Source organism: Klebsiella sp. HN106 (assembly GCF_051209435.1).
In the GTDB taxonomy this organism is placed as follows: Bacteria; Pseudomonadota; Gammaproteobacteria; order Enterobacterales; family Enterobacteriaceae; genus Klebsiella; species Klebsiella oxytoca.
Window position 1 is genome coordinate 148,633 of sequence record NZ_JBLURD010000010.1, and the last position, 20,629, is coordinate 169,261.

At 53.0% G+C, this 20,629-nt stretch carries 16 protein-coding genes; 11 read left to right on the forward strand and 5 right to left on the reverse strand.

Annotation, left to right across the window (positions count from 1 at the left end):
• Nucleotides 1–27: 27 nt before the first annotated feature.
• The 5 genes from ACSIPU_RS21190 to map form a co-directional block, all read right to left on the reverse strand.
• Nucleotides 28–3,006 (reverse strand): putative mucin/carbohydrate-binding domain-containing protein, encoded by a 2,979-nt coding sequence (locus ACSIPU_RS21190; RefSeq protein ID WP_196558111.1) that lies wholly within the window; start codon nt 3,004–3,006, stop codon nt 28–30.
• A 185-nt stretch (nt 3,007–3,191) separates the two neighbouring features.
• The gene (locus ACSIPU_RS21195; RefSeq protein ID WP_004098742.1) at nt 3,192–3,581 is read right to left on the reverse strand and encodes a DUF3461 family protein; all 390 of its coding nucleotides are present in this window, start codon (nt 3,579–3,581) and stop codon (nt 3,192–3,194) included.
• A 107-nt stretch (nt 3,582–3,688) separates the two neighbouring features.
• Nucleotides 3,689–4,513, reverse strand: a complete 825-nt coding sequence (gene dapD, locus ACSIPU_RS21200) for a 2,3,4,5-tetrahydropyridine-2,6-dicarboxylate N-succinyltransferase (protein ID WP_004107948.1) — start codon at nt 4,511–4,513, stop codon at nt 3,689–3,691.
• Between the two features lie 33 nt (nt 4,514–4,546).
• Nucleotides 4,547–7,210: a bifunctional uridylyltransferase/uridylyl-removing protein GlnD gene (glnD, locus tag ACSIPU_RS21205; RefSeq protein ID WP_017144947.1), complete on the reverse strand. Its 2,664-nt coding sequence runs from the start codon at nt 7,208–7,210 to the stop codon at nt 4,547–4,549.
• Between the two features lie 119 nt (nt 7,211–7,329).
• Complete coding sequence (map, locus tag ACSIPU_RS21210) at nt 7,330–8,124, reverse strand: type I methionyl aminopeptidase (protein ID WP_004107944.1); 795 nt, start codon at nt 8,122–8,124, stop codon at nt 7,330–7,332.
• 323 nt (nt 8,125–8,447) lie between these two features.
• On the opposite strand from map, the gene rpsB reads away from it, so the two are divergent.
• From rpsB to lpxD, 11 genes are all read left to right on the forward strand, one after another.
• Nucleotides 8,448–9,173, forward strand: a complete 726-nt coding sequence (gene rpsB, locus ACSIPU_RS21215; protein ID WP_003856207.1) for a 30S ribosomal protein S2 — start codon at nt 8,448–8,450, stop codon at nt 9,171–9,173.
• Between the two features lie 119 nt (nt 9,174–9,292).
• Entirely contained in the window at nt 9,293–10,144 is an 852-nt protein-coding gene (tsf, locus tag ACSIPU_RS21220; protein WP_004098746.1) for a translation elongation factor Ts, read from the forward strand.
• Between the two features lie 146 nt (nt 10,145–10,290).
• Nucleotides 10,291–11,016 (forward strand): UMP kinase, encoded by a 726-nt coding sequence (gene pyrH / locus ACSIPU_RS21225; RefSeq protein WP_004098747.1) that lies wholly within the window; start codon nt 10,291–10,293, stop codon nt 11,014–11,016.
• A gap of 206 nt (nt 11,017–11,222) precedes the next feature.
• The gene (frr, locus tag ACSIPU_RS21230) at nt 11,223–11,780 is read left to right on the forward strand and encodes a ribosome recycling factor (RefSeq protein ID WP_004107940.1); all 558 of its coding nucleotides are present in this window, start codon (nt 11,223–11,225) and stop codon (nt 11,778–11,780) included.
• Nucleotides 11,781–12,005: 225 nt separating this feature from the next.
• Nucleotides 12,006–13,205 carry a 1-deoxy-D-xylulose-5-phosphate reductoisomerase gene (gene ispC / locus ACSIPU_RS21235; RefSeq protein WP_196558110.1) on the forward strand — a complete coding sequence of 400 codons (1,200 nt, stop codon included), beginning with the start codon at nt 12,006–12,008 and terminating at the stop codon, nt 13,203–13,205.
• 242 nt (nt 13,206–13,447) lie between these two features.
• The gene (gene ispU / locus ACSIPU_RS21240) at nt 13,448–14,206 is read left to right on the forward strand and encodes a (2E,6E)-farnesyl-diphosphate-specific ditrans,polycis-undecaprenyl-diphosphate synthase (protein ID WP_004107935.1); all 759 of its coding nucleotides are present in this window, start codon (nt 13,448–13,450) and stop codon (nt 14,204–14,206) included.
• Between the two features lie 12 nt (nt 14,207–14,218).
• Nucleotides 14,219–15,076 carry a phosphatidate cytidylyltransferase gene (cdsA, locus tag ACSIPU_RS21245; RefSeq protein ID WP_004107933.1) on the forward strand — a complete coding sequence of 286 codons (858 nt, stop codon included), beginning with the start codon at nt 14,219–14,221 and terminating at the stop codon, nt 15,074–15,076.
• Nucleotides 15,077–15,087: 11 nt separating this feature from the next.
• On the forward strand, nt 15,088–16,440 hold the full coding sequence (rseP, locus tag ACSIPU_RS21250; RefSeq protein ID WP_004107932.1) for a sigma E protease regulator RseP: 1,353 nt from the start codon (nt 15,088–15,090) through the stop codon (nt 16,438–16,440).
• Between the two features lie 31 nt (nt 16,441–16,471).
• Nucleotides 16,472–18,901, forward strand: a complete 2,430-nt coding sequence (gene bamA, locus ACSIPU_RS21255) for an outer membrane protein assembly factor BamA (RefSeq protein WP_032728922.1) — start codon at nt 16,472–16,474, stop codon at nt 18,899–18,901.
• Between the two features lie 130 nt (nt 18,902–19,031).
• On the forward strand, nt 19,032–19,517 hold the full coding sequence (skp, locus tag ACSIPU_RS21260) for a molecular chaperone Skp (RefSeq protein WP_004098757.1): 486 nt from the start codon (nt 19,032–19,034) through the stop codon (nt 19,515–19,517).
• 3 nt (nt 19,518–19,520) lie between these two features.
• Entirely contained in the window at nt 19,521–20,546 is a 1,026-nt protein-coding gene (gene lpxD / locus ACSIPU_RS21265; RefSeq protein ID WP_004107927.1) for a UDP-3-O-(3-hydroxymyristoyl)glucosamine N-acyltransferase, read from the forward strand.
• Nucleotides 20,547–20,629: the final 83 nt, after the last annotated feature.

A 20,629-nucleotide genomic window follows, 5' to 3' on the forward strand; every position in this document is an offset into this window, starting at 1 on the left:
GCCGCAGGCGGGAGTGGGGATGGCGGATTACAGGCGCTGCAGTCCGCGGGTCGTGACTTGCCAGGAGACGGTATTAGGCTGTGGCCAGGAATAACCATTTAACGGATTGATGATGACGGAGCGATCTCCGGCTTCGGCATGAAAGACTTCGACGATATAGCCCTCATCGAGTATTGCCGTATCTATATAATCGCCAAGCTGCGATGAGCCTTTAATGGACTGGCGATAAACCACCGAGCCGCGCGTATTGTAGACATTTACCGTGGCATAGGTCGTCGTAAATTGCTTATTCGGCACCCCAGGGCTGGCGGTAAAGGTCAGCGCGCCGCCGCCAATATCCATCTCCATCGTCGCGAAACGGGTATTATTTTCGCCGAGCAGTTGCCAGGTGAAGAGATCGCCGTAAAGCTCTGTTGCCCCCTCCTCAGCATCAGGGGTTTCCTCATCCTGCTCCTCGGGTATAAGCGAACAGGTCGTCAGCCCATCCTTCACTACCCGCCAGCGGTTGTGTTGCTTCAGCGTAACTGCGCGATGAGTCGTATCATTGCAGGCGCTGGAGCGGAATGGCTCATCATGGAAAACCTCAATGATCATATTTTCAGCGAGCGCGATAGTCTCGCTGTTTGCCAGGTTATTGGTCGCTCCGGTATAGCTGCGGTGATAAACCACCGTTTCGTCTGCTCCGGTTACCGTAATGCTGGCATAGGTATGGGAAACATAATACGGGTGCGGCGCGCCGGTACGCGTGGCGACCGTCATTGCGTGCTGCTGATTATCGATAACGATCTGGCAAAAATCTTTATTGCCTTGCCCTCTGAGATTGAGGGTAACGCTTTTGCCCGTCAGTTCGCCCGGTTCGCTATTATCCTGAGGCAGGACGTCGGCATACTCTTTGAGCAATTTGCTGCGCTGAGGCTCTTCCATACGAGAGAGCAGCAGCCAGAGATCGTTTTTACTTACGCTCTCTTCCTGCGCCAGCAGTGAAGGCTGGCTACGTATCGTCTGAGCGTTGTGTTCGAAAATAGCCTGTAAGTCATCCGCCGGATTATTGTCGAGGATAAAGTTATAAAGCCCATTATCATCAATGCGCATCAGTTGGAATTTCTCACCTGCGACCAGCGTTAAATATCCCGGGGAGGCTTTTAGTCGTCCAGGCTCGACGTGAGTAATATATAAGTGATAGTGAGGACCGAAGGGAATAATTTCCTTACCGGTGGCGCATTTCGTGCCGTTCATTTTGCGCTCAAATACTTTTTCTCCGCTGGCGGAAAGGACGCATACGCTAGCATACAGCGTATCAGGGTAGTAGCTATGCGGCGTGGCGCTGATGACGTTTAGAATAAGCTGCTGATTTTCGCAATCGATATCAAGGCGGGCAAATGGCGCATCGCCAAGACCTAGAAAGTCCATTCTCACGTTACGCGCGCTGGTATCGCTTTGTCGGGTGTAGTTGACGGTAGCCGTATTGATGCCTTCTTTGACGACGATATGGCTGATGTCCGGACGATATTTTTGTGAACGGCCTTTCGGTGGATCGATCTGGTAAACGCCGATGGGAAGGTCATTCAGGGTCAAGGTGTTATCATCGACTATCAGTGAATAACGCGTGCCGCAATTATCCTTAATAGTCAGCGTCCGACCATAGATTTGATCCGGCTGGTCGATATTGAGCGTCAGAGATAGCGTACCTGTTTTGCCTAAAGCCGCCAGTTCGCTGTTATCCACCAGCCAGACGAAAGAGTCCAGCCCCAGCTGACGACGTGCGCTATCCCATTCATTTTGTGGCAGAAGAAGATATAGCGGATAAAGCGGTTTTGCCGCCAGCGTAGCGATATATTCCCGAGTGGCGTTTTCCAGGGGGAGACCGCCTAGCGCAATGAACGGAGTGACATCATACCCTGCGGCGGTAGCAATGGCGGTAGCCAGCATATCGGCAAGCTGGTGATCGGATGGCTGGAAGCCATTGCTATTGGCCAGTACACGATAGTTCTGGTTGAAGGCGCGGAAGGCTTTAGTTCCCGCTTTGAGCAGCATCAGCATCAGAAATTGCAGACGCGGACGCAGGCCCCAGCGGGCGACGGGCGTCTGGTCTTTAATACAGGTCATCAGCTGAACTTCCTGCACGGCCTGCTGACCATAGTCATAGAGCCAGCCATCAATATAGAGATGATCGTCCTGGCTCAGCGTGAGCTGCTGGTAGAAAGAAGCGTAAATGTTGTTCCACACTTCGTTGACGGGCAGCGTTGTGTCCTGCATAAATTTGCCCTGATAGCCGTGGCCAATCTCGTGCAGGATCACCCACTGTGTGGTGACGTTATCCAGCCAGCCTTCGCCGATGGTTGCGGAAGTATGCCCGCACCATCCGGTATCGTAATAAGCCGCACCGACGCCATGTTTATCGGCTCTTACAAAATAGCGGGTGGCAATATCCTGATTCAACGGAGAATCCGGCTTATCGCTTAACCCAGCCCAGTCGTTATAGCATTTAAAAAGGTGAGTGTAATAAGCGTGTAACGCGGGTAAGCCCGCTTTCATCGCATTATCGCGGTCGGCATAGGGCAGCAGCAGATTGATAACATCCAAATCAAGCAGCGCGAATGACGATCTATTTTTTTCCCAGTTAAGGAAAAATTCATCCTCAGATTGGCCCGCTTTCCAGCAGGGTAGGGGTTTAGTTGCCGCGGGTTGCTGATAGATGACGGTGAACTCGCAGGGCTGGTCGGTAAACAACGTATCGATAAAAGGGACGGTATCAACGGCTGCGCTGACCGTTTTCCAGCCGGTGGCCAGCGTACAGGTTTTTTCTGCCGCGGTATCGTCGCAGAGCAGGCGCAGCGTCGCATTACCGTTACTCATATCCGGCTGGCGGATTTGCAGCACCGTATTGGCGGGCAGAATAAAGCCCAGCGGCTGACGATCGTGCCGGCGTCCTTTTTCAAAACCGGCATTATCCAGCCAGGGCGCAGATTGCAGGGTATAACATGTTTGTTCAATTTCCAGTGTCATAGTATGACCTCCTTTTTAGGTGGAAAATGAACATACATGTCATTATTTTATTATGTAATTCATGTGGATAGCAGAATGAGATGAAATGAGATGAGAGACGAAAATCTGAGGTTCACTGAGTTTGCAGATGAGGCATGAGTGAGAGAAGAGAGGGAAACAGGGCCAGACTCTGGCCCGTATCAGGCTTATTTATTTCGCGTCAGTTTTTCCAGATCGGATTCAATTTCGCTGATCTTATTCGTGACAACGCTTTCCAGGTGACGCAGGTCGTCCAGGATCTTACGTTTCAGATCGATTTCGGTGCGATCGCGCTGACAGATTTGATCCAGCTCGTCGATGATATAGCGTAGGTTAGGGCTAATCTCCTGAACTTCTTTATAGCCCTGGCCCACGCCGTCGGCGACCACGGTTTTACGCTGACGCGGATATTTAAACTTGACGCTCTTGGCGAAGAACTCGCCTTTGTCCTTCTGAAAGTAGATTTTCAGAATATCGTTATTGGCTTCCTGCCGCAGGCTATAGCGATCGATTTCATCAGGATTGGTAATACCAAGACTTTTCAGATTATCGTACATAACGGTACCTTTGATATCATCGTAATCTTTGAATAATTAACGAAAAAATCCATCTTCGCCAGCTCAATATATAAAAAAAGCGGGATGCCTCCCGCTTTTTATACTGCTTAGTCGATAGTACGCAGAAGTTCGTTGATTCCGACCTTGCCGCGGGTTTTGGCATCAACTTTCTTCACGATGACCGCGCAGTACAGGCTGTACTTGCCATCTTTCGACGGCAGGTTGCCGGAGACGACAACGGAGCCTGCCGGCACGCGGCCGTAGAACACTTCACCGGTTTCGCGATCGTAGATTTTGGTGCTCTGGCCGAGATAGACGCCCATGGAGATCACGGAACCCTCTTCAACGATCACGCCTTCAACCACTTCAGAACGCGCGCCGATAAAGCAGTTATCTTCGATAATAGTAGGGTTAGCCTGCAGCGGCTCCAGCACGCCGCCGATGCCGACGCCGCCGGACAGGTGAACGTTTTTACCGATCTGCGCGCAGGAGCCGACGGTCGCCCAGGTATCAACCATGGTACCTTCGTCAACGTATGCGCCGATGTTCACATAGGACGGCATCAGAACCGTGTTGCGAGCGATAAACGCCCCCTGGCGAACGGCCGCTGGCGGAACGACGCGGAAGCCTTCTTTCTGGAAGCGCGCTTCATCATAATCCGCGAACTTCATTGGGACTTTATCGAAGTAGCGGCTCTCCGCACCATCGATAACCTGGTTATCGTTAATACGGAAAGAGAGCAGAACCGCTTTCTTCAGCCATTGATGGGTGACCCACTGGCCGTCGACTTTTTCAGCGACACGCAGCGCGCCGGAATCAAGCAGAGAAATCACCTGGTTAACCGCTTCGCGGGTTACGGTATCCACGTTTGCCGGCGTGATGTCGGCGCGACGCTCAAAGGCGGACTCAATAACGTTCTGTAATTGCTGCATTGTTTACTCTTTCCATTTACTTAAAAAAATACGTTACCCTTTATCGTTTGGATTGAGGGCCTCTGTCAACCGTTGTTGCACTTCTTGCTGCAGCTCATTATTAAGGGCACGCCGGTCTGCGGTGGCGATTATAAATAAATCTTCTACTCGCTCACCAATTGTCGTAATTCGCGCGCCGTGGAGCGAAATTCCGAGGTCGGCAAACACCTGACCAACGCGCGCTAACAGACCCGGCTGATCGAGAGCAATCAGTTCCAGAAAAGATTTGCGGTCGGTATGCGTCGGCAGGAAATTAACCTCCGTTGGGACGGAGAAATGCCTCAGTTTTGCCGCCTGACGGCGGGGAGCCGGCGGTTGCCAGCTGCGCTGGGTGATGGTCTGTTCCAGGCCCACGCGGATCATTTCGTGCCTGTCGGCGGAAAGCGGACTTCCGTCCGGCTCAAGAACAATAAAGGTATCCATCGCCATACCGTCGCGGGTAGTAAAGATCTGCGCATCGTGAACGCTAAGATTACGTCGATCCAGCTCGCCGCAAACGGCGGCAAAGAGATAAGGGCGGTCCGGACTCCAGATAAAAATCTCGGTGCCGCCGCGCGAGGCGTGGGAACTGAGCAGGATCATCGGCTTACTGAGATCGTGCTGCAGCAGATTGCGCGCATGCCAGGCGAGCTGGTTTGGCGTATGGCGCACGAAGTAGTTCGCGCGGCAGCGGTTCCATATTTGATGCAGCGCCTGTTCATTAATATTTTCCATTCGCAGCAGCGCCAGCGCCTGTAGCTGGTGATGACGCACCCGCTCGCGCATATCCGGCGTATTTTGCATTCCCCGGCGCAGCTGCTTTTCGGTGGCGAAATAGAGCTCGCGCAGCAGGCTTTGCTTCCAGCTATTCCACAGGTTTTCGTTGGTGGCGCAGATATCGGCAACGGTCAGGCAGACCAGATAGTGCAGACGATTCTCTGTCTGTACCTCTTCGGCAAACTGCTTGATCACTTCCGGATCCTGGATATCACGGCGCTGGGCGGTGACCGACATCAGCAGATGATGGCGCACCAGCCAGGCGACCAGCTGGGTTTCGCGAGAGTTAAGACCGTGGAGCTCGGCGAATTTCAACACATCCTGCGCGCCGAGAATTGAATGGTCGCCGCCGCGCCCTTTGGCGATATCGTGGAAGAGGGCGGCGATAAAGATCAGCTCCGGATGCGTCAGGCGCGGCCACAGCTCAACGCACAGCGGGTGACGGCTGCGGATCTCTTCTTTGGCGAAGCTCTCCAGCTTGAGCAGTACGCGGATAGTGTGTTCATCGACGGTATAGGCGTGAAACAGGTCAAACTGCATCTGACCAACAATATGCGACCATTGCGGCATATAGGCCCACAGCACGCTATGGCGGTGCATCGGCAGCAGTCCCCGGCTAACCGCGCCCTGATGGCGCAGCATACTGAGGAACAGGGTCCGCGCTTCGGGAATATAGCAAAGCGGTTGCGTCAGATGGCGCCGGGCGTGGCGCAGATGGCGAAGCGTGGTGGAGTAGATACCGGTGATGCTGCTGTTGCGCACCATCATAAAGAACATGCGCAGAATCGCCTGCGGTTCGCGGATAAACAGCGTGTCGTCGCGCAGATCGATAAGCGTGCCGCGCAGTTGAAAATCATCATCAATCGGCCGCGGTTTCTCATCTTCGGTGAGCGCCAGAATCGCTTCTTCAAACAGCTGGATCAGCATTTGGTTCAGCTCGCTGACCCGACGAGTGACGCGGAAGAAATCCTTCATCATATGTTCGATCGGCTGGTTGCCTTCGCCTTCATAGCGCAGGCGACGGGCGACGCTGAATTGCCTGTCGAACAGCAGGCGGTTATCGTAGCGGTTGAGCTCAAGATGAAGCGCAAAACGAATCCGCCACAGCTGATGCAGGCATTCATTAAGCTCGTTGCGCTCGGCTTCGGTCAGGAAGCCGAAACCGACCATTTCATCAAGCGAGGTGGCGCCGAAATGGCGGCGCGCGATCCACTGCAGAGTATGAATATCGCGCAGGCCGCCGGGGCTGCTTTTCACATCCGGCTCCAGGTTATAGCTGGTTCCGTGATAGCGCTGATGGCGGACATTCTGTTCTTCAACTTTTGCCGCAAAGAATTTTTCCGATGGCCAGAAGCCATCGCTGAAGATGTGTTTTTGCAGTTCAAGGAACAGCGCGACGTCGCCTATAAGCAGACGCGATTCGATCAAGTTGGTGGCGACGCTGAGGTCTGATAGCCCCTCAAGCAGGCACTCTTCGAGGGTGCGCACGCTGTGGCCAACTTCCAGTTTAATATCCCACAGCAGCGTCAGCAGCTCGCCGACCTTCTGGGCCTGCTCATCGGGCAGCTTTTTACGACTCAGGATAAGCAGATCGATATCTGACAGCGGGTGGAGTTCGCCGCGACCGTAACCGCCGACGGCGACCAGCGCGATGTCGTTAATTGACCCGAAACCGTACTCAATCCACAGCCGCTGGAGCAGTTGATCGATAAATTCGGTCCGCGCCTCAATCAACTTCTCTGCGACGATGCCCTGGTCAAAAGCCTCGCCCAGCCAGCGCTGGAAAGCGTCGATATGCGTCTTGATAGCCGCGCAGTTGAAATCACTCTGCGGCCAGCGGCCCGGATTAGCGGGCTGTCCGGCCAGGGAAGGGGAGACAGTATCAGATAAAGAGTTGCTCATCGCGCCACCATAAGAAAAAACTATCGCCCATAAAAAATCGCCGGGAGCGATTTTTAACGTCGCTTGCGGCGGCCCACAGGGTGCTCGTCATAAAAAAGCCGGCTGGCGCCGGCTTTTCATCAATCGTTGTGCGAGATTATCGCCGGGATGGTGTCATCCTTGCGTAACGTCAGTATTTCACAGCCGTTGTCTGTCACCACAATAGTATGCTCATACTGCGCAGACAAGCTCCGGTCTTTGGTTTTTACCGTCCAGCCGTCTTTCATGCTGCGGATCTCTTTTTTGCCGGCGTTGACCATCGGCTCAATGGTAAAGGTCATGCCTGGCTTGAGCACCACGTTGGTTTCCGGAGAATCGTAGTGCAACACCTGCGGCTCTTCATGAAAACCGCGGCCGATACCGTGTCCGCAATACTCGCGCACCACGGAGAAACCTTCGGCTTCAACGTATTTCTGAATAGCTGCGCCGATGGTGCGCAGATTGATTCCCGGTTTGACCATTTTGAGGGCCAGATAGAGGCTTTCCTGGGTAATGCGGCACAGGCGCTCGCCAAGAATAGTCGGCTTGCCGACGATAAACATCTTTGACGTATCGCCGTGGAAATCATCTTTAATGACGGTGACGTCAATGTTGACGATATCGCCATCTTTCAGCAGCTTGCCGTCGTCCGGGATCCCGTGGCACACCACTTCATTAATAGAGATGCAGACGGATTTGGGAAAACCGTGATAGCCCAGGCAGGCAGAAACGGCTTTTTGCTCGTTAACGATGTAATCGTTGCAGATGCGGTCCAGTTCGCCGGTGCTGACGCCCGGTTTCACGTAGGGCTCGATCATTTCCAGCACTTCAGCGGCCAGGCGGCCGGCAACGCGCATTTTTTCGATGTCTTCAGATGTCTTAATAGAAATAGCCATGGATTGTGTCCAGCAGTGTCGATTTTTTCGACAATAATAGATTATGTCTGAGCAATGTTAACAGTCCGGGCGTCCTGCTGCCAAATTGAGAATCATTAACAGCACGCGACGTCAACAACAGTTGGTGTCCGGTCCTGTTTTGTGATATAAAGCGCGCCGGACTTCTGTTCCATTCTCAGATACACAAGATGGACTGAAGCGACAAATCTCACTTTGTGTAACAACACACACGTATCGGCACATATTCCGGGGTGCCCTTTGGGGTCGGTAATATGGGATACGTGGAGGCATAACCCCAACTTTTATCTATAGAGGTTTTAAACATGGCAACTGTTTCCATGCGCGACATGCTCAAGGCTGGTGTTCACTTTGGTCACCAGACCCGTTACTGGAACCCGAAAATGAAGCCTTTCATCTTCGGCGCGCGTAACAAAGTTCACATCATCAACCTTGAGAAAACTGTACCGATGTTCAACGAAGCGCTGGCTGAACTGAACAAGATCTCTTCTCGCAAAGGTAAAATCCTTTTCGTTGGTACTAAGCGCGCTGCAAGCGAAGCGGTAAAAGACGCTGCTAACAGCTGCGACCAGTTCTTCGTGAACCATCGCTGGCTGGGCGGTATGCTGACTAACTGGAAAACCGTTCGTCAGTCTATCAAACGTCTGAAAGACCTGGAAACTCAGTCCCAGGACGGTACTTTCGACAAGCTGACCAAGAAAGAAGCGCTGATGCGCACTCGTGAGCTGGACAAGCTGGAAAACAGCCTGGGCGGTATCAAAGACATGGGCGGCCTGCCGGACGCGCTGTTCGTTATCGACGCTGACCACGAGCACATCGCAATCAAAGAAGCAAACAACCTGGGTATTCCGGTATTTGCTATCGTTGATACTAACTCCGATCCGGACGGCGTTGACTTCGTTATCCCGGGTAACGACGACGCAATCCGTGCAGTTAGCCTGTACCTGAGCGCTGTTGCTGCTACCGTTCGTGAAGGCCGTTCTCAGGATCTGGCTTCTCAGGCGGAAGAAAGCTTCGTAGAAGCTGAATAATAAGGCATACCCTTATTTAGTACCGTGTATAAATAGGGGCCTCTTAGCGGCCCCTTTTTCACTTTCAAATCTGTCTGGTTCCTGGAACCGGGCAGATCACATCTCCCGAGGATTAAAGAATGGCTGAAATTACCGCATCCCTGGTAAAAGAGCTGCGCGAGCGTACTGGCGCAGGCATGATGGATTGCAAAAAAGCGCTGACTGAAGCGAACGGCGACATCGAGCTGGCAATCGAAAACATGCGTAAATCCGGTGCTATTAAAGCAGCGAAAAAAGCAGGCAACGTTGCAGCTGACGGCGTCATCATTACCAAAATCGATGGCACCTACGGCATCATTCTGGAAGTTAACTGCCAGACTGACTTCGTTGCTAAAGATGGTGGCTTCCAGGCATTTGCTAACAAAGTTCTGGATGCTGCAGTTGCTGGCAAAATCACCGACGTTGAAGTTCTGAAAGCACAGTTCGAAGAAGAACGCGTTGCGCTGGTTGCTAAAATCGGTGAGAACATCAACATCCGTCGCGTGTCTTCCCTAGAAGGCGAAGTACTGGGTTCTTACCAGCACGGCGCGCGTATCGGTGTTCTGGTTGCTGCTAAAGGCGCGAGCGAAGAGCTGGTTAAACAGCTGGCTATGCACATCGCTGCAAGCAAGCCTGAATTCGTTAAGCCGGAAGACGTTTCCGCTGAAGTGGTAGAAAAAGAGTACCAGGTTCAGCTGGATATCGCCATGCAGTCTGGCAAGCCGAAAGAAATCGCAGAGAAAATGGTTGAAGGCCGCATGAAGAAATTCACCGGCGAAGTTTCTCTGACCGGTCAGCCGTTCGTTATGGATCCGAGCAAATCTGTTGCTCAGCTGCTGAAAGAGCATAACGCTGACGTGACTGGCTTCATCCGCTTTGAAGTGGGCGAAGGCATTGAGAAAGTTGAGACTGACTTTGCAGCAGAAGTTGCTGCGATGTCCAAGCAGTCTTAATTTTCAAAAGGAGCCGCCTGAGGGCGGCTTCTTTTTGCGCCTAATGTGTAAATTCAGCCAACCGCTATAGTGGGCACGCTGAAAAGCGACGTACAATGTCGCCGGAATTAACTCATCTCATTCGTTGACAGTCTCAGGAAAGAAACATGGCTACCAATGCAAAACCCGTCTACAAACGTATTCTGCTTAAGTTAAGTGGCGAAGCTCTGCAAGGCTCAGAAGGCTTCGGTATTGATGCGAGCATACTTGACCGCATGGCTCAGGAAATTAAAGAACTGGTTGAGCTGGGTATTCAGGTTGGCGTAGTGATTGGTGGCGGTAACCTTTTCCGTGGTGCTGGTCTGGCGAAAGCAGGTATGAACCGCGTTGTGGGCGACCACATGGGCATGCTGGCAACGGTCATGAACGGCCTTGCAATGCGTGATGCACTTCATCGCGCCTATGTGAACGCCCGCCTGATGTCAGCGATTCCGCTGAACGGCGTGTGTGATAACTACAGCTGGGCAGAAGCAATTAGCCTGCTGCGTAACAACCGCGTAGTGATTCTTTCCGCGGGTACCGGTAACCCATTCTTTACTACCGATTCCGCTGCCTGCCTGCGCGGTATTGAAATTGAAGCCGATGTGGTGCTGAAAGCGACCAAAGTCGACGGGGTCTTTACCGCCGATCCGGCCAAGGATCCTTCTGCAACCATGTACGATCAGCTGACCTACAGCGAAGTGCTGGATAAAGAGCTGAAAGTGATGGATCTTGCTGCCTTTACCCTGGCCCGCGACCACAAATTGCCGATTCGCGTATTCAATATGAATAAGCCTGGCGCGCTGCGTCGCGTGGTGATGGGCGAAAAAGAAGGCACATTAATTACGGAGTAATTCCCGTCGGCGCCAAATACGGGTAATATTCGGCCTTACTTTTTCGGGTTTTTGACCCGATGGTTTTCAACATGCTCGGTGGACGGAATGCTGCGGCTGATTCCTCAGCCTGAAGGACGCTGAGCATAAACATGACTATACTTAGCTCACTTTTGCAGTGGGCGACCGTCTGGTCTGTCTGAGACAAGTTTTCAAGGATTCGTAACGTGATTAGCGATATCAGAAAAGATGCTGAAGTACGCATGGAGAAATGCGTCGAAGCGTTCAAAACCCAAATCAGCAAAATACGCACGGGTCGTGCTTCTCCCAGCCTGCTGGATGGCATTATCGTGGAATACTACGGCACGCCGACCCCGCTGCGCCAGCTGGCTAGCGTAACGGTAGAAGACTCCCGCACGCTGAAGATCAACGTTTTCGATCGCTCCATGAGCCCGGCCGTTGAAAAAGCGATTATGGCTTCCGACCTCGGTCTGAACCCAAGCTCCGCGGGAAGCGATATCCGCGTTCCGCTGCCGCCGCTGACCGAAGAACGTCGTAAAGATCTGACCAAAATCGTGCGTGGTGAAGCTGAACAGGCGCGCGTTGCCGTACGTAACGTTCGTCGCGATGCCAACGACAAAGTAAAAGCACTGCTGAAAGAGAAAGAGATCAGCGAAGATGACGATCGCCGTTCTCAGGAAGATGTGCAGAAAATGACTGATGCTGCTATCAAAAAAGTCGATGCGGCGCTGGCGGATAAAGAAGCGGAACTGATGCAGTTCTGATTCTCTGCCGACACGCGGGTCTGACTATCGACCTGCGTAAAATCTGAAACGCCGTACAGGAGACCGTACGCTCAATTTTCGGGATTGCGTTCAGACGGCTGGCCTTGTAGCCTTTGGCACCATGTCAAAGGCGCTGCGCCTCCGCTCTGCCATCCGATCATTGATGCACAAGGGTTTGCTGGCGGCGTTTTGCTTTTAATCCTGTCTACCTTTTCTGGACGCCTCATGAAGCAATTAACCGTTCTCGGTTCGACCGGTTCTATCGGCTGCAGCACGCTGGACGTGGTGCGCCATAATCCAGATAGTTTTTCTGTCACTGCGCTGGTCGCCGGGAAAAATGTCGACCGTATGGTTGAACAATGTCTGGAATTCTCCCCTCGTTACGCGGTAATGGATGATGCGTGCAGCGCTGAACTGCTGCGGTCAAAACTGCGCGAGCAGGGTAGCCGGACTGAGGTCATGAGCGGCCAGCAGGCTGCCGCGGAAGTGGCAGCGCTCGACGACGTTGACCAGGTCATGGCGGCGATTGTCGGCGCAGCGGGCCTGGTACCGACGCTTTCAGCTATTCGCGCGAGTAAAACGGTGTTGCTGGCGAACAAAGAGTCGCTGGTGACCTGCGGCCGTCTGTTTATGGAGGCCGTGCAGAGATACGGAGCGCGTTTGTTACCGGTAGATAGCGAGCACAATGCGATTTTTCAGAGTATGCCGGAAACAGTTCAACAGGATCTGGGGTACGCTGATTTAACCCAAAACGGCGTGTCGTCGATTCTGCTAACGGGCTCCGGTGGTCCTTTCCGCGAAACGGCGATTTCGGAACTGGCGGCGATGACCCCCGATCGGGCATGTAAGCATCCAAACTGGTCCATGGGGCGCAAGATTTCTGTCGACTCCGCCACCATGATGAACAAGGGGCTGGAGTATATCGAAGCCCGCTGGTTGTTTAATGCATCTGCGCAGCAGATGGAAGTTCTGATTCATCCGCAATCGGTGATTCATTCGATGGTGCGCTATCAGGATGGGAGCGTGCTGGCGCAGCTCGGCGAGCCGGATATGCGGACGCCGATTGCCCATACGATGGGCTGGCCAAAGCGTCTCAACTCAGGAGCAAAACCGTTGGATTTTTGTCAACTGAGCAACCTGAGCTTCTCCGCGCCGGACTATGCGCGTTATCCCTGCCTGAAGCTGGCAATGGACGCGTTTGATGTGGGGCAGGCGGCGACAACCGCGCTGAATGCGGCAAACGAAGTCTCGGTCGCGGCATTCCTCAACGGTGATATTCGCTTTACCGATATTGCGGCAATCAATCAGTCGGTCTTGGATCAACAGACGCTAAATGAACCGCAAAGTATTGATGAAGTACTGGCTATTGACGCTATGGCCCGGGCAAGCGCAGGTCGGCTGCTAGCGGCGCAGCGCAAATTCTGATACTCGTTGTGATATTTGTGGGCGCATGGCTTCGGTGATATAGTCTGCGCCATCCGATCGTTGCATTTTGGTGTGAAAGATTACGGTGGCCGTGGCAAGACACGGCTTTTTTGCGTAAAGCTTTTGGTTGTTCTCTGCGATTGGCCGTAGCTCCGGCACCGGATAAAAATGCGTATCCAGCGCTGACCGGTGGCCCGTGTTTAGTAGCTTAGCTAATCCTTATTATGGACTTAAAACGCGTTATGTTGTCTGCTAATCAAACTGTCAGCGAAATGTTGCCTGCGCATGGCTGTCGTCATGTCGCCATTATTATGGACGGCAACGGTCGCTGGGCTAAACGGCAAGGAAAAATCCGCGCCTTTGGCCATAAAGCCGGCGCGAAGTCTGTTCGTCGCGCCGTCTCATTCGCGGCTAATAATGGTATTGAAGCGTTGACGTTATACGCGTTCAGCAGTGAAAACTGGAATCGCCCGGCGCAGGAAGTCAGCGCGCTGATGGAGCTGTTTGTCTGGGCACTGGATAGCGAAGTAAAAAGTCTGCACAGGCACAATGTGCGCCTGCGTATCATCGGCGAGACCACGCGATTCAATGCGCGTTTACAGGAACGTATTCGCAAAGCGGAAGCGCTTACTGAGAACAACACCGGTTTGACTCTGAACATTGCCGCCAATTACGGCGGCCGCTGGGATATCGTTCAGGGCGTTCGTCATCTGGCCAAACAGGTACAAGACGGGTTACTCCAGCCCGAACAAATCACGGAAGAGATGCTGAGCCAGCAGGTGTGCATGCATGAACTGGCTCCCGTAGATTTAGTTATTAGGACCGGGGGAGAGCACCGCATTAGTAACTTTTTGATTTGGCAAATTGCCTATGCCGAACTTTACTTTACGGATGTTCTTTGGCCCGATTTCGCTGAACAGGACTTTGAAGGTGCACTCCATGCCTTTGTTAATCGAGAGCGTCGTTTCGGCGGCACTGAGCCGGGTGGCAGCAATGCCTGATGGGGGTCACTTTTGCTGAAGTATCGCCTGATTTCTGCTTTCGTCTTAATCCCCGTCGTTATTGCGGCGCTTTTTCTATTGCCGCCTGCGGGCTTTGCCATAGTCACGCTGGTGGTCTGTATGCTCGCCGCATGGGAGTGGGGGCAATTTAGCGGTTTCACTTCAACGACGCAGCGAGTCTGGCTGTCGGTGCTTTGCGGTCTGCTGCTGGCGCTGATGCTATTCCTGATGCCGGAATACCATTATGACGTTCATCAACCGCTGGTTGAGGGAGCGCTGTGGGCATCATTCGGCTGGTGGATAGTCGCGCTGCTTCTGGTTCTGACTTACCCCGCTTCTGCGGCCTTCTGGCGCAATTCAAAAACGCTCCGTCTGATATTCGGCATCCTGACCATTGTCCCGTTTTTTTGGGGCATGCTGGCGCTGCGAGCGTGGCATTACGCCGACGATCATTACAGCGGTGCGCTGTGGTTACTTTACGTGATGATTCTGGTCTGGGGCGCGGATTCCGGCGCCTATATGTTCGGGAAAATGTTCGGTAAGCATAAGCTGGCGCCGAAGGTTTCTCCGGGTAAAACCTGGCAGGGTTTTTTCGGCGGGCTGTTAACGGCTGCGGTTATCTCCTGGGCTTACGGCTGGTGGGCCCATCTGGACGTGACGCCGACGGTCCTGCTGGTGTGTTCGGTTGTGGCGGCCCTGGCCTCGGTACTGGGCGATCTGACCGAAAGCATGTTTAAACGCGAAGCTGGCATCAAAGATAGCGGAAATCTGATTCCCGGACACGGCGGTATCCTCGATCGTATCGATAGCCTGACGGCTGCGGTACCCGTGTTTGCTTGTCTACTCTTGTTGGTTTTCAGGACGATTTGACGGAAGGTTTTATGCTGAGCGTTCTCTGGAATTTGGCTGCTTTTATTATTGCGCTGGGCGTGCTGATCACCGTCCATGAGTTTGGCCATTTCTGGGTAGCTCGCCGCTGCGGTATCCGCGTTGAGCGTTTTTCTATTGGCTTTGGCAAAGCGCTGTGGCGCCGTTTTGATAAGCAGGGAACGGAATTTATTATCGCCCTTATCCCATTGGGCGGTTATGTCAAAATGCTCGATGAGCGCGTTGAGCCGGTGGCGCCCGAGATGCGCCACTGCGCGTTCAACAACAAAACCGTGGGTCAGCGTGCCGCGGTAATTGCCGCAGGGCCGATTGCCAACTTCCTTTTTGCCATTTTTGCCTGGTGGCTGGTCTTTATCATCGGTGTCCCCGGCGTGCGACCGGTCGTTGCCGATATCGCTCCTGACTCTATTGCCGCGCAAGCACAAATTGCAAAAGGAATGGAACTTAAAGCGATAGATGGCATCGAAACGCCTGATTGGGATGCAGTACGTATGGCGCTGGTGGCAAAGATTGGCGATCGGCAAACAATAGTTACCGTCGCCCCTTTCGGGACCAATCAACGCCAGGATAAAATCCTCGATCTGCAGCGTTGGGCGTTTGAGCCGGATAAACAAGATCCGGTTGCTTCGTTAGGCATTCAGCCCCGCAGCGCGCAGATTGATACCGTTCTGGCTGAAGTACAATCTAACTCGGCGGCGCAGAAGGCGGGTTTGCAAGCGGGCGACAGGATCGTTAAAGTCGATGGTCAACCGTTAACGCAGTGGATGACGTTTGTTAATCTGGTGCGTGATAATCCGGGTAAGGCGTTAGTTCTGGACATCGAGCGGCAGGGTAGCCCCCTGTCGGTAACCTTGACGCCGGATACGAAGTCTACCAAAGGTAAAGCTGAGGGGTTTGCAGGGGTCGTACCTAAGGTCATCCCGCTGCCTGATGAATATAAGACAGTGCGTCAGTACGGGCCGTTTGCCGCCATCGCTGAAGCCACGGATAAAACCTGGCAGCTGATGTCGTTAACGGTCAAGATGCTGGGCAAATTGATAACCGGTGATGTCAAACTGAACAACCTCAGCGGGCCGATTTCTATCGCCCAGGGGGCTGGGATGTCAGCGGAGTTTGGGCTGATTTATTATCTGATGTTTCTTGCGCTCATCAGCGTGAACCTCGGAATAATCAACCTGTTCCCGCTTCCCGTTCTTGACGGGGGACATCTGCTGTTTTTGGCGATTGAAAAGCTGAAAGGCGGACCGGTATCCGAGCGAGTTCAAGACTTTAGTTATCGCATTGGCTCAATATTGCTGGTGCTGTTAATGGGGCTTGCACTTTTCAATGATTTCTCTCGGTTGTAAGAGAGTTTGTTAGGAAGAACGCATAATAACGATGGCGATGAAAAAGTTGCTCATAGCGTCGCTGCTGTTTAGCAGCGCAACCGTATACGGTGCTGACGGGTTCGTGGTGAAGGACATTCATTTCGAAGGCCTTCAGCGTGTCGCTGTTGGTGCGGCCCTCCTCAGTATGCCAGTGCGTCCTGGCGATACCGTAACCGATGATGATATCAGTAATACCATCCGCGCCCTGTTTGCCACCGGCAACTTTGAGGACGTTCGCGTTCTGCGCGATGGTGATACCCTGCTGGTGCAGGTGAAAGAGCGTCCAACGATTGCCAGCATCACTTTCTCCGGCAACAAGTCGGTTAAAGATGACATGCTCAAGCAAAACCTTGAGGCATCCGGCGTACGCGTAGGGGAATCTCTCGATCGCACCACGCTTGCTGATATCGAAAAGGGGCTGGAGGATTTCTACTATAGCGTCGGTAAGTATAGCGCCAGCGTTAAAGCTGTCGTGACGCCGCTGCCGCGTAACCGTGTCGACCTGAAACTGGTATTCCAGGAAGGCGTCTCAGCGAAAATCCAGCAGATCAATATCGTCGGCAATCATGCATTCAGCACCGATGAACTGATTTCTACCTTCCAGCTGCGCGATGAAGTGCCGTGGTGGAACGTGGTCGGCGATCGCAAATATCAGAAACAGAAGCTGGCGGGAGATCTCGAAACGCTGCGCAGCTACTATCTGGATCGCGGCTATGCTCGTTTCAACATTGACTCCACGCAGGTTAGCCTGACTCCGGATAAAAAAGGGATCTACATCACCATCAACATTACCGAAGGCGATCAGTACAAGCTTTCTGGCGTGCAGGTGACGGGAGACCTGGCAGGGCATTCGGCAGAAATTGAAGCGCTGACTAAAGTCGAGCCGGGCGAGCTGTATAACGGCACCAAAGTGACCAAAATGGAGAATGACATTAAGAAACTCCTTGGTCGCTACGGCTACGCCTATCCGCGCGTTCAGTCCCAGCCGGAAATCAACGATAGTGATAAGACCGTGAAGCTGCACGTAAACGTCGATGCGGGTAACCGCTACTACGTGCGTAAAATTCGCTTCGAAGGCAACGATACCTCGAAAGATGCCGTTCTGCGTCGCGAAATGCGTCAGATGGAAGGTGCCTGGCTGGGCAGCGACCTGGTCGACCAGGGGAAAGATCGTCTGAATCGTCTGGGCTACTTTGAAACGGTTGATACCGATACGCAGCGCGTGCCGGGCAGCCCGGATCAGGTTGACGTGGTCTATAAAGTTAAAGAACGCAATACCGGTAGCTTTAACTTCGGCGTGGGTTACGGTACGGAAAGCGGCGTAAGCTTCCAGGCCGGCGTTCAGCAGGATAACTGGCTCGGTACCGGCTATTCTGTGGGAATTAACGGCACCAAAAACGATTACCAGACCTATACTGAACTGTCGGTGACGAACCCGTACTTTACCGTGGATGGCGTCAGCCTCGGCGGTCGTGTCTTCTATAACGACTTCGATGCTAACGATGCGGATCTGTCTGACTATACCAACAAGAGCTATGGTACAGATATTACGCTGGGCTTCCCGGTCAACGAGTACAACACGCTGCGCGCGGGCCTTGGCTATGTGCATAACAAGCTGTCCAATATGCAGCCTCAAGTATCCATGTGGCGTTACCTGAATTCGATGGGACAGTATCCGGACAACACGAACGACAGAAACTCGTTCAGTGCTGACGACTTCACCTTCAACTACGGCTGGACGTATAACAAGCTCGACCGGGGCTTCTTCCCGACCGAAGGTTCACGCGTCAACCTGAACGGTAAAGTGACGATTCCGGGTTCGGATAACGAATACTACAAAGCGACGCTGGATACCGCGACTTATGTCCCGATCGATGACGATCATAAATGGGTCATGTTGGGTCGAACCCGCTTTGGTTATGGTGATGGTCTGGGCGGCAAAGAGATGCCGTTCTATGAGAACTTCTATGCCGGTGGTTCAAGCACCGTGCGTGGCTTCCAGTCCAACACTATCGGTCCGAAGGCAGTGTATTTCCCGGCCAGCAGCCGTCATGACGATGATGACAGCTACGATAACGAATGTAAGAGCAGCGAGTCTGCACCGTGTAAATCTGATGATGCGGTGGGCGGTAACGCCATGGCGGTGGCCAGCCTTGAGCTGATTACCCCAACGCCATTTATCAGCGATAAATATGCCAACTCGGTCCGTACTTCCTTCTTCTGGGATATGGGTACCGTGTGGGATACGAATTGGGATTCAAGCGCTTATGGCGGTTACCCGGACTATAGCGATCCGAGCAATATCCGTATGTCTGCGGGTATCGCGGTGCAGTGGATGTCGCCGTTAGGACCGTTGGTATTCTCCTACGCTCAGCCGTTTAAAAAGTACGATGGAGACAAAGCTGAACAGTTCCAGTTTAACATCGGTAAAACCTGGTAATTGTGTTGGCTACAATGGAATGTAAGTGCAGTTGCAGTATAGCGCTGACTATTGGCGATAACTGAGGTTATCGCCTGGCCACGCAAATAACGGTACCCCTGGGTACTCATGGGATGGTAAGGAGTTAATTGTGAAAAAGTGGTTATTAGCTGCAGGTCTGGGTTTAGCAATGGTAACTTCCGCTCAGGCGGCAGATAAAATTGCAATGGTTAACATGAACAGCCTGTTCCAGCAGGTTGCCCAGAAAACAGGCGTTTCGAACACGCTGGAAAACGAGTTTAAAGGCCGCGCGAGCGAGCTGCAGCGTATGGAAGGCGACCTGCAGTCTAAAATGCAGCGTCTGCAGTCCATGAAAGCGGGCTCTGACCGTACCAAACTGGAAAAAGACGTGATGGCTCAGCGCCAGACCTTCTCCCAGAAAGCGCAGTCTTTTGAACAGGATCGTGCACGTCGTTCTAACGAAGAGCGCGGCAAGCTGGTGACTCGTATCCAGAGCGCTGTGCAGAGCGTCGCTAAAGATCAGAGCATCGATCTGGTTGTTGACTCTAATGCCGTTGCATACAACAGCAGCGATGTAAAAGACATCACCGCTGATGTGCTGAAACAGGTTAAATAAGTAATGCCTTCAATTCGACTGGCTGATTTAGCCCAGCAGTTGGATGCAGAATTACACGGTGATGGCGATATCGTCATCACCGGCGTTGCGTCCATGCAGTCCGCGAAAGCGGGCCATATTACTTTCATGGTAAATCCTAAGTACCGTGAACACCTGGCCGCTTGCCAGGCATCTGCCGTCGTGATGACGCAGGATGATTTGCCTTTTGCCCACAGCGCCGCGCTGGTAGTGCGTAATCCCTACCTGACCTACGCGCGCATGGCTCAAATTCTTGATACCACGCCGCAGCCGGCGCAGGATATCGCGCCGAGCGCGGTCATCGATGCCACGGCGAAGCTGGGTACTCACGTAGCGATTGGCCCGAATGCCGTTATTGAGTCGGGTGTTATCCTCGGTGATAACGTGGTTATCGGCGCCGGTTGCTTCGTTGGGAAAAATACGAAAATAGGTGCCGGCTCGCGTTTATGGGCCAACGTCACCGTTTACCACGACATTGAGATCGGCGAGAATTGCCTGATTCAGTCCAGCACGGTGATTGGCGCAGATGGCTTCGGCTACGCGAACGATCGCGGCAACTGGGTTAAGATCCCGCAGCTGGGTCGCGTCATTATCGGCGATCGCGTGGAGATAGGCGCTTGTACGACCATCGATCGCGGTGCGCTGGACGACACCGTCATTGGTAACGGCGTGATTATTGATAACCAGTGTCAGATTGCGCACAACGTGGTAATTGGCGACAACACCGCAGTTGCTGGTGGCGTGATTATGGCGGGCAGCCTCAAGATTGGCCGCTACTGCATGATCGGCGGAGCCAGCGTGATCAACGGCCACATGGAAATCTGCGATAAAGTCACCGTCACGGGTATGGGGATGGTTATGCGACCGATCACCGAGCCAGGCGTTTATTCTTCAGGTATCCCGCTGCAGCCGAATAAGGTCTGGCGCAAGACCGCTGCGCTGGTACTGAATATTGATGATATGAGCAAGCGTCTCAAAGCCATTGAGCGCAAGGTTAATCAACAAGATTAGTGCTTCTCCAGCCACATTTAAATTTTCGGCCTGTTGCATTCATGAGATTGCCGCAGGCCGTGTTATTATTGCCTTTTAGTATA

Excerpts from the sequence above, each read along its gene's own strand:
- ACSIPU_RS21190 (WP_196558111.1), bottom strand. The coding sequence starts at position 3,006 with ATGACACTGGAAATTGAACAAACATGTTATACCCTGCAATCTGCGCCC.
- ACSIPU_RS21195 (WP_004098742.1), bottom strand. The coding sequence starts at position 3,581 with ATGTACGATAATCTGAAAAGTCTTGGTATTACCAATCCTGATGAAATC.
- dapD (WP_004107948.1), bottom strand. The coding sequence starts at position 4,513 with ATGCAGCAATTACAGAACGTTATTGAGTCCGCCTTTGAGCGTCGCGCC.
- glnD (WP_017144947.1), bottom strand. The coding sequence starts at position 7,210 with ATGAGCAACTCTTTATCTGATACTGTCTCCCCTTCCCTGGCCGGACAG.
- map (WP_004107944.1), bottom strand. The coding sequence starts at position 8,124 with ATGGCTATTTCTATTAAGACATCTGAAGACATCGAAAAAATGCGCGTT.
- rpsB (WP_003856207.1), top strand. The coding sequence starts at position 8,448 with ATGGCAACTGTTTCCATGCGCGACATGCTCAAGGCTGGTGTTCACTTT.
- tsf (WP_004098746.1), top strand. The coding sequence starts at position 9,293 with ATGGCTGAAATTACCGCATCCCTGGTAAAAGAGCTGCGCGAGCGTACT.
- pyrH (WP_004098747.1), top strand. The coding sequence starts at position 10,291 with ATGGCTACCAATGCAAAACCCGTCTACAAACGTATTCTGCTTAAGTTA.
- ispC (WP_196558110.1), top strand. The coding sequence starts at position 12,006 with ATGAAGCAATTAACCGTTCTCGGTTCGACCGGTTCTATCGGCTGCAGC.
- ispU (WP_004107935.1), top strand. The coding sequence starts at position 13,448 with ATGTTGTCTGCTAATCAAACTGTCAGCGAAATGTTGCCTGCGCATGGC.
- rseP (WP_004107932.1), top strand. The coding sequence starts at position 15,088 with ATGCTGAGCGTTCTCTGGAATTTGGCTGCTTTTATTATTGCGCTGGGC.
- bamA (WP_032728922.1), top strand. The coding sequence starts at position 16,472 with ATGGCGATGAAAAAGTTGCTCATAGCGTCGCTGCTGTTTAGCAGCGCA.
- lpxD (WP_004107927.1), top strand. The coding sequence starts at position 19,521 with ATGCCTTCAATTCGACTGGCTGATTTAGCCCAGCAGTTGGATGCAGAA.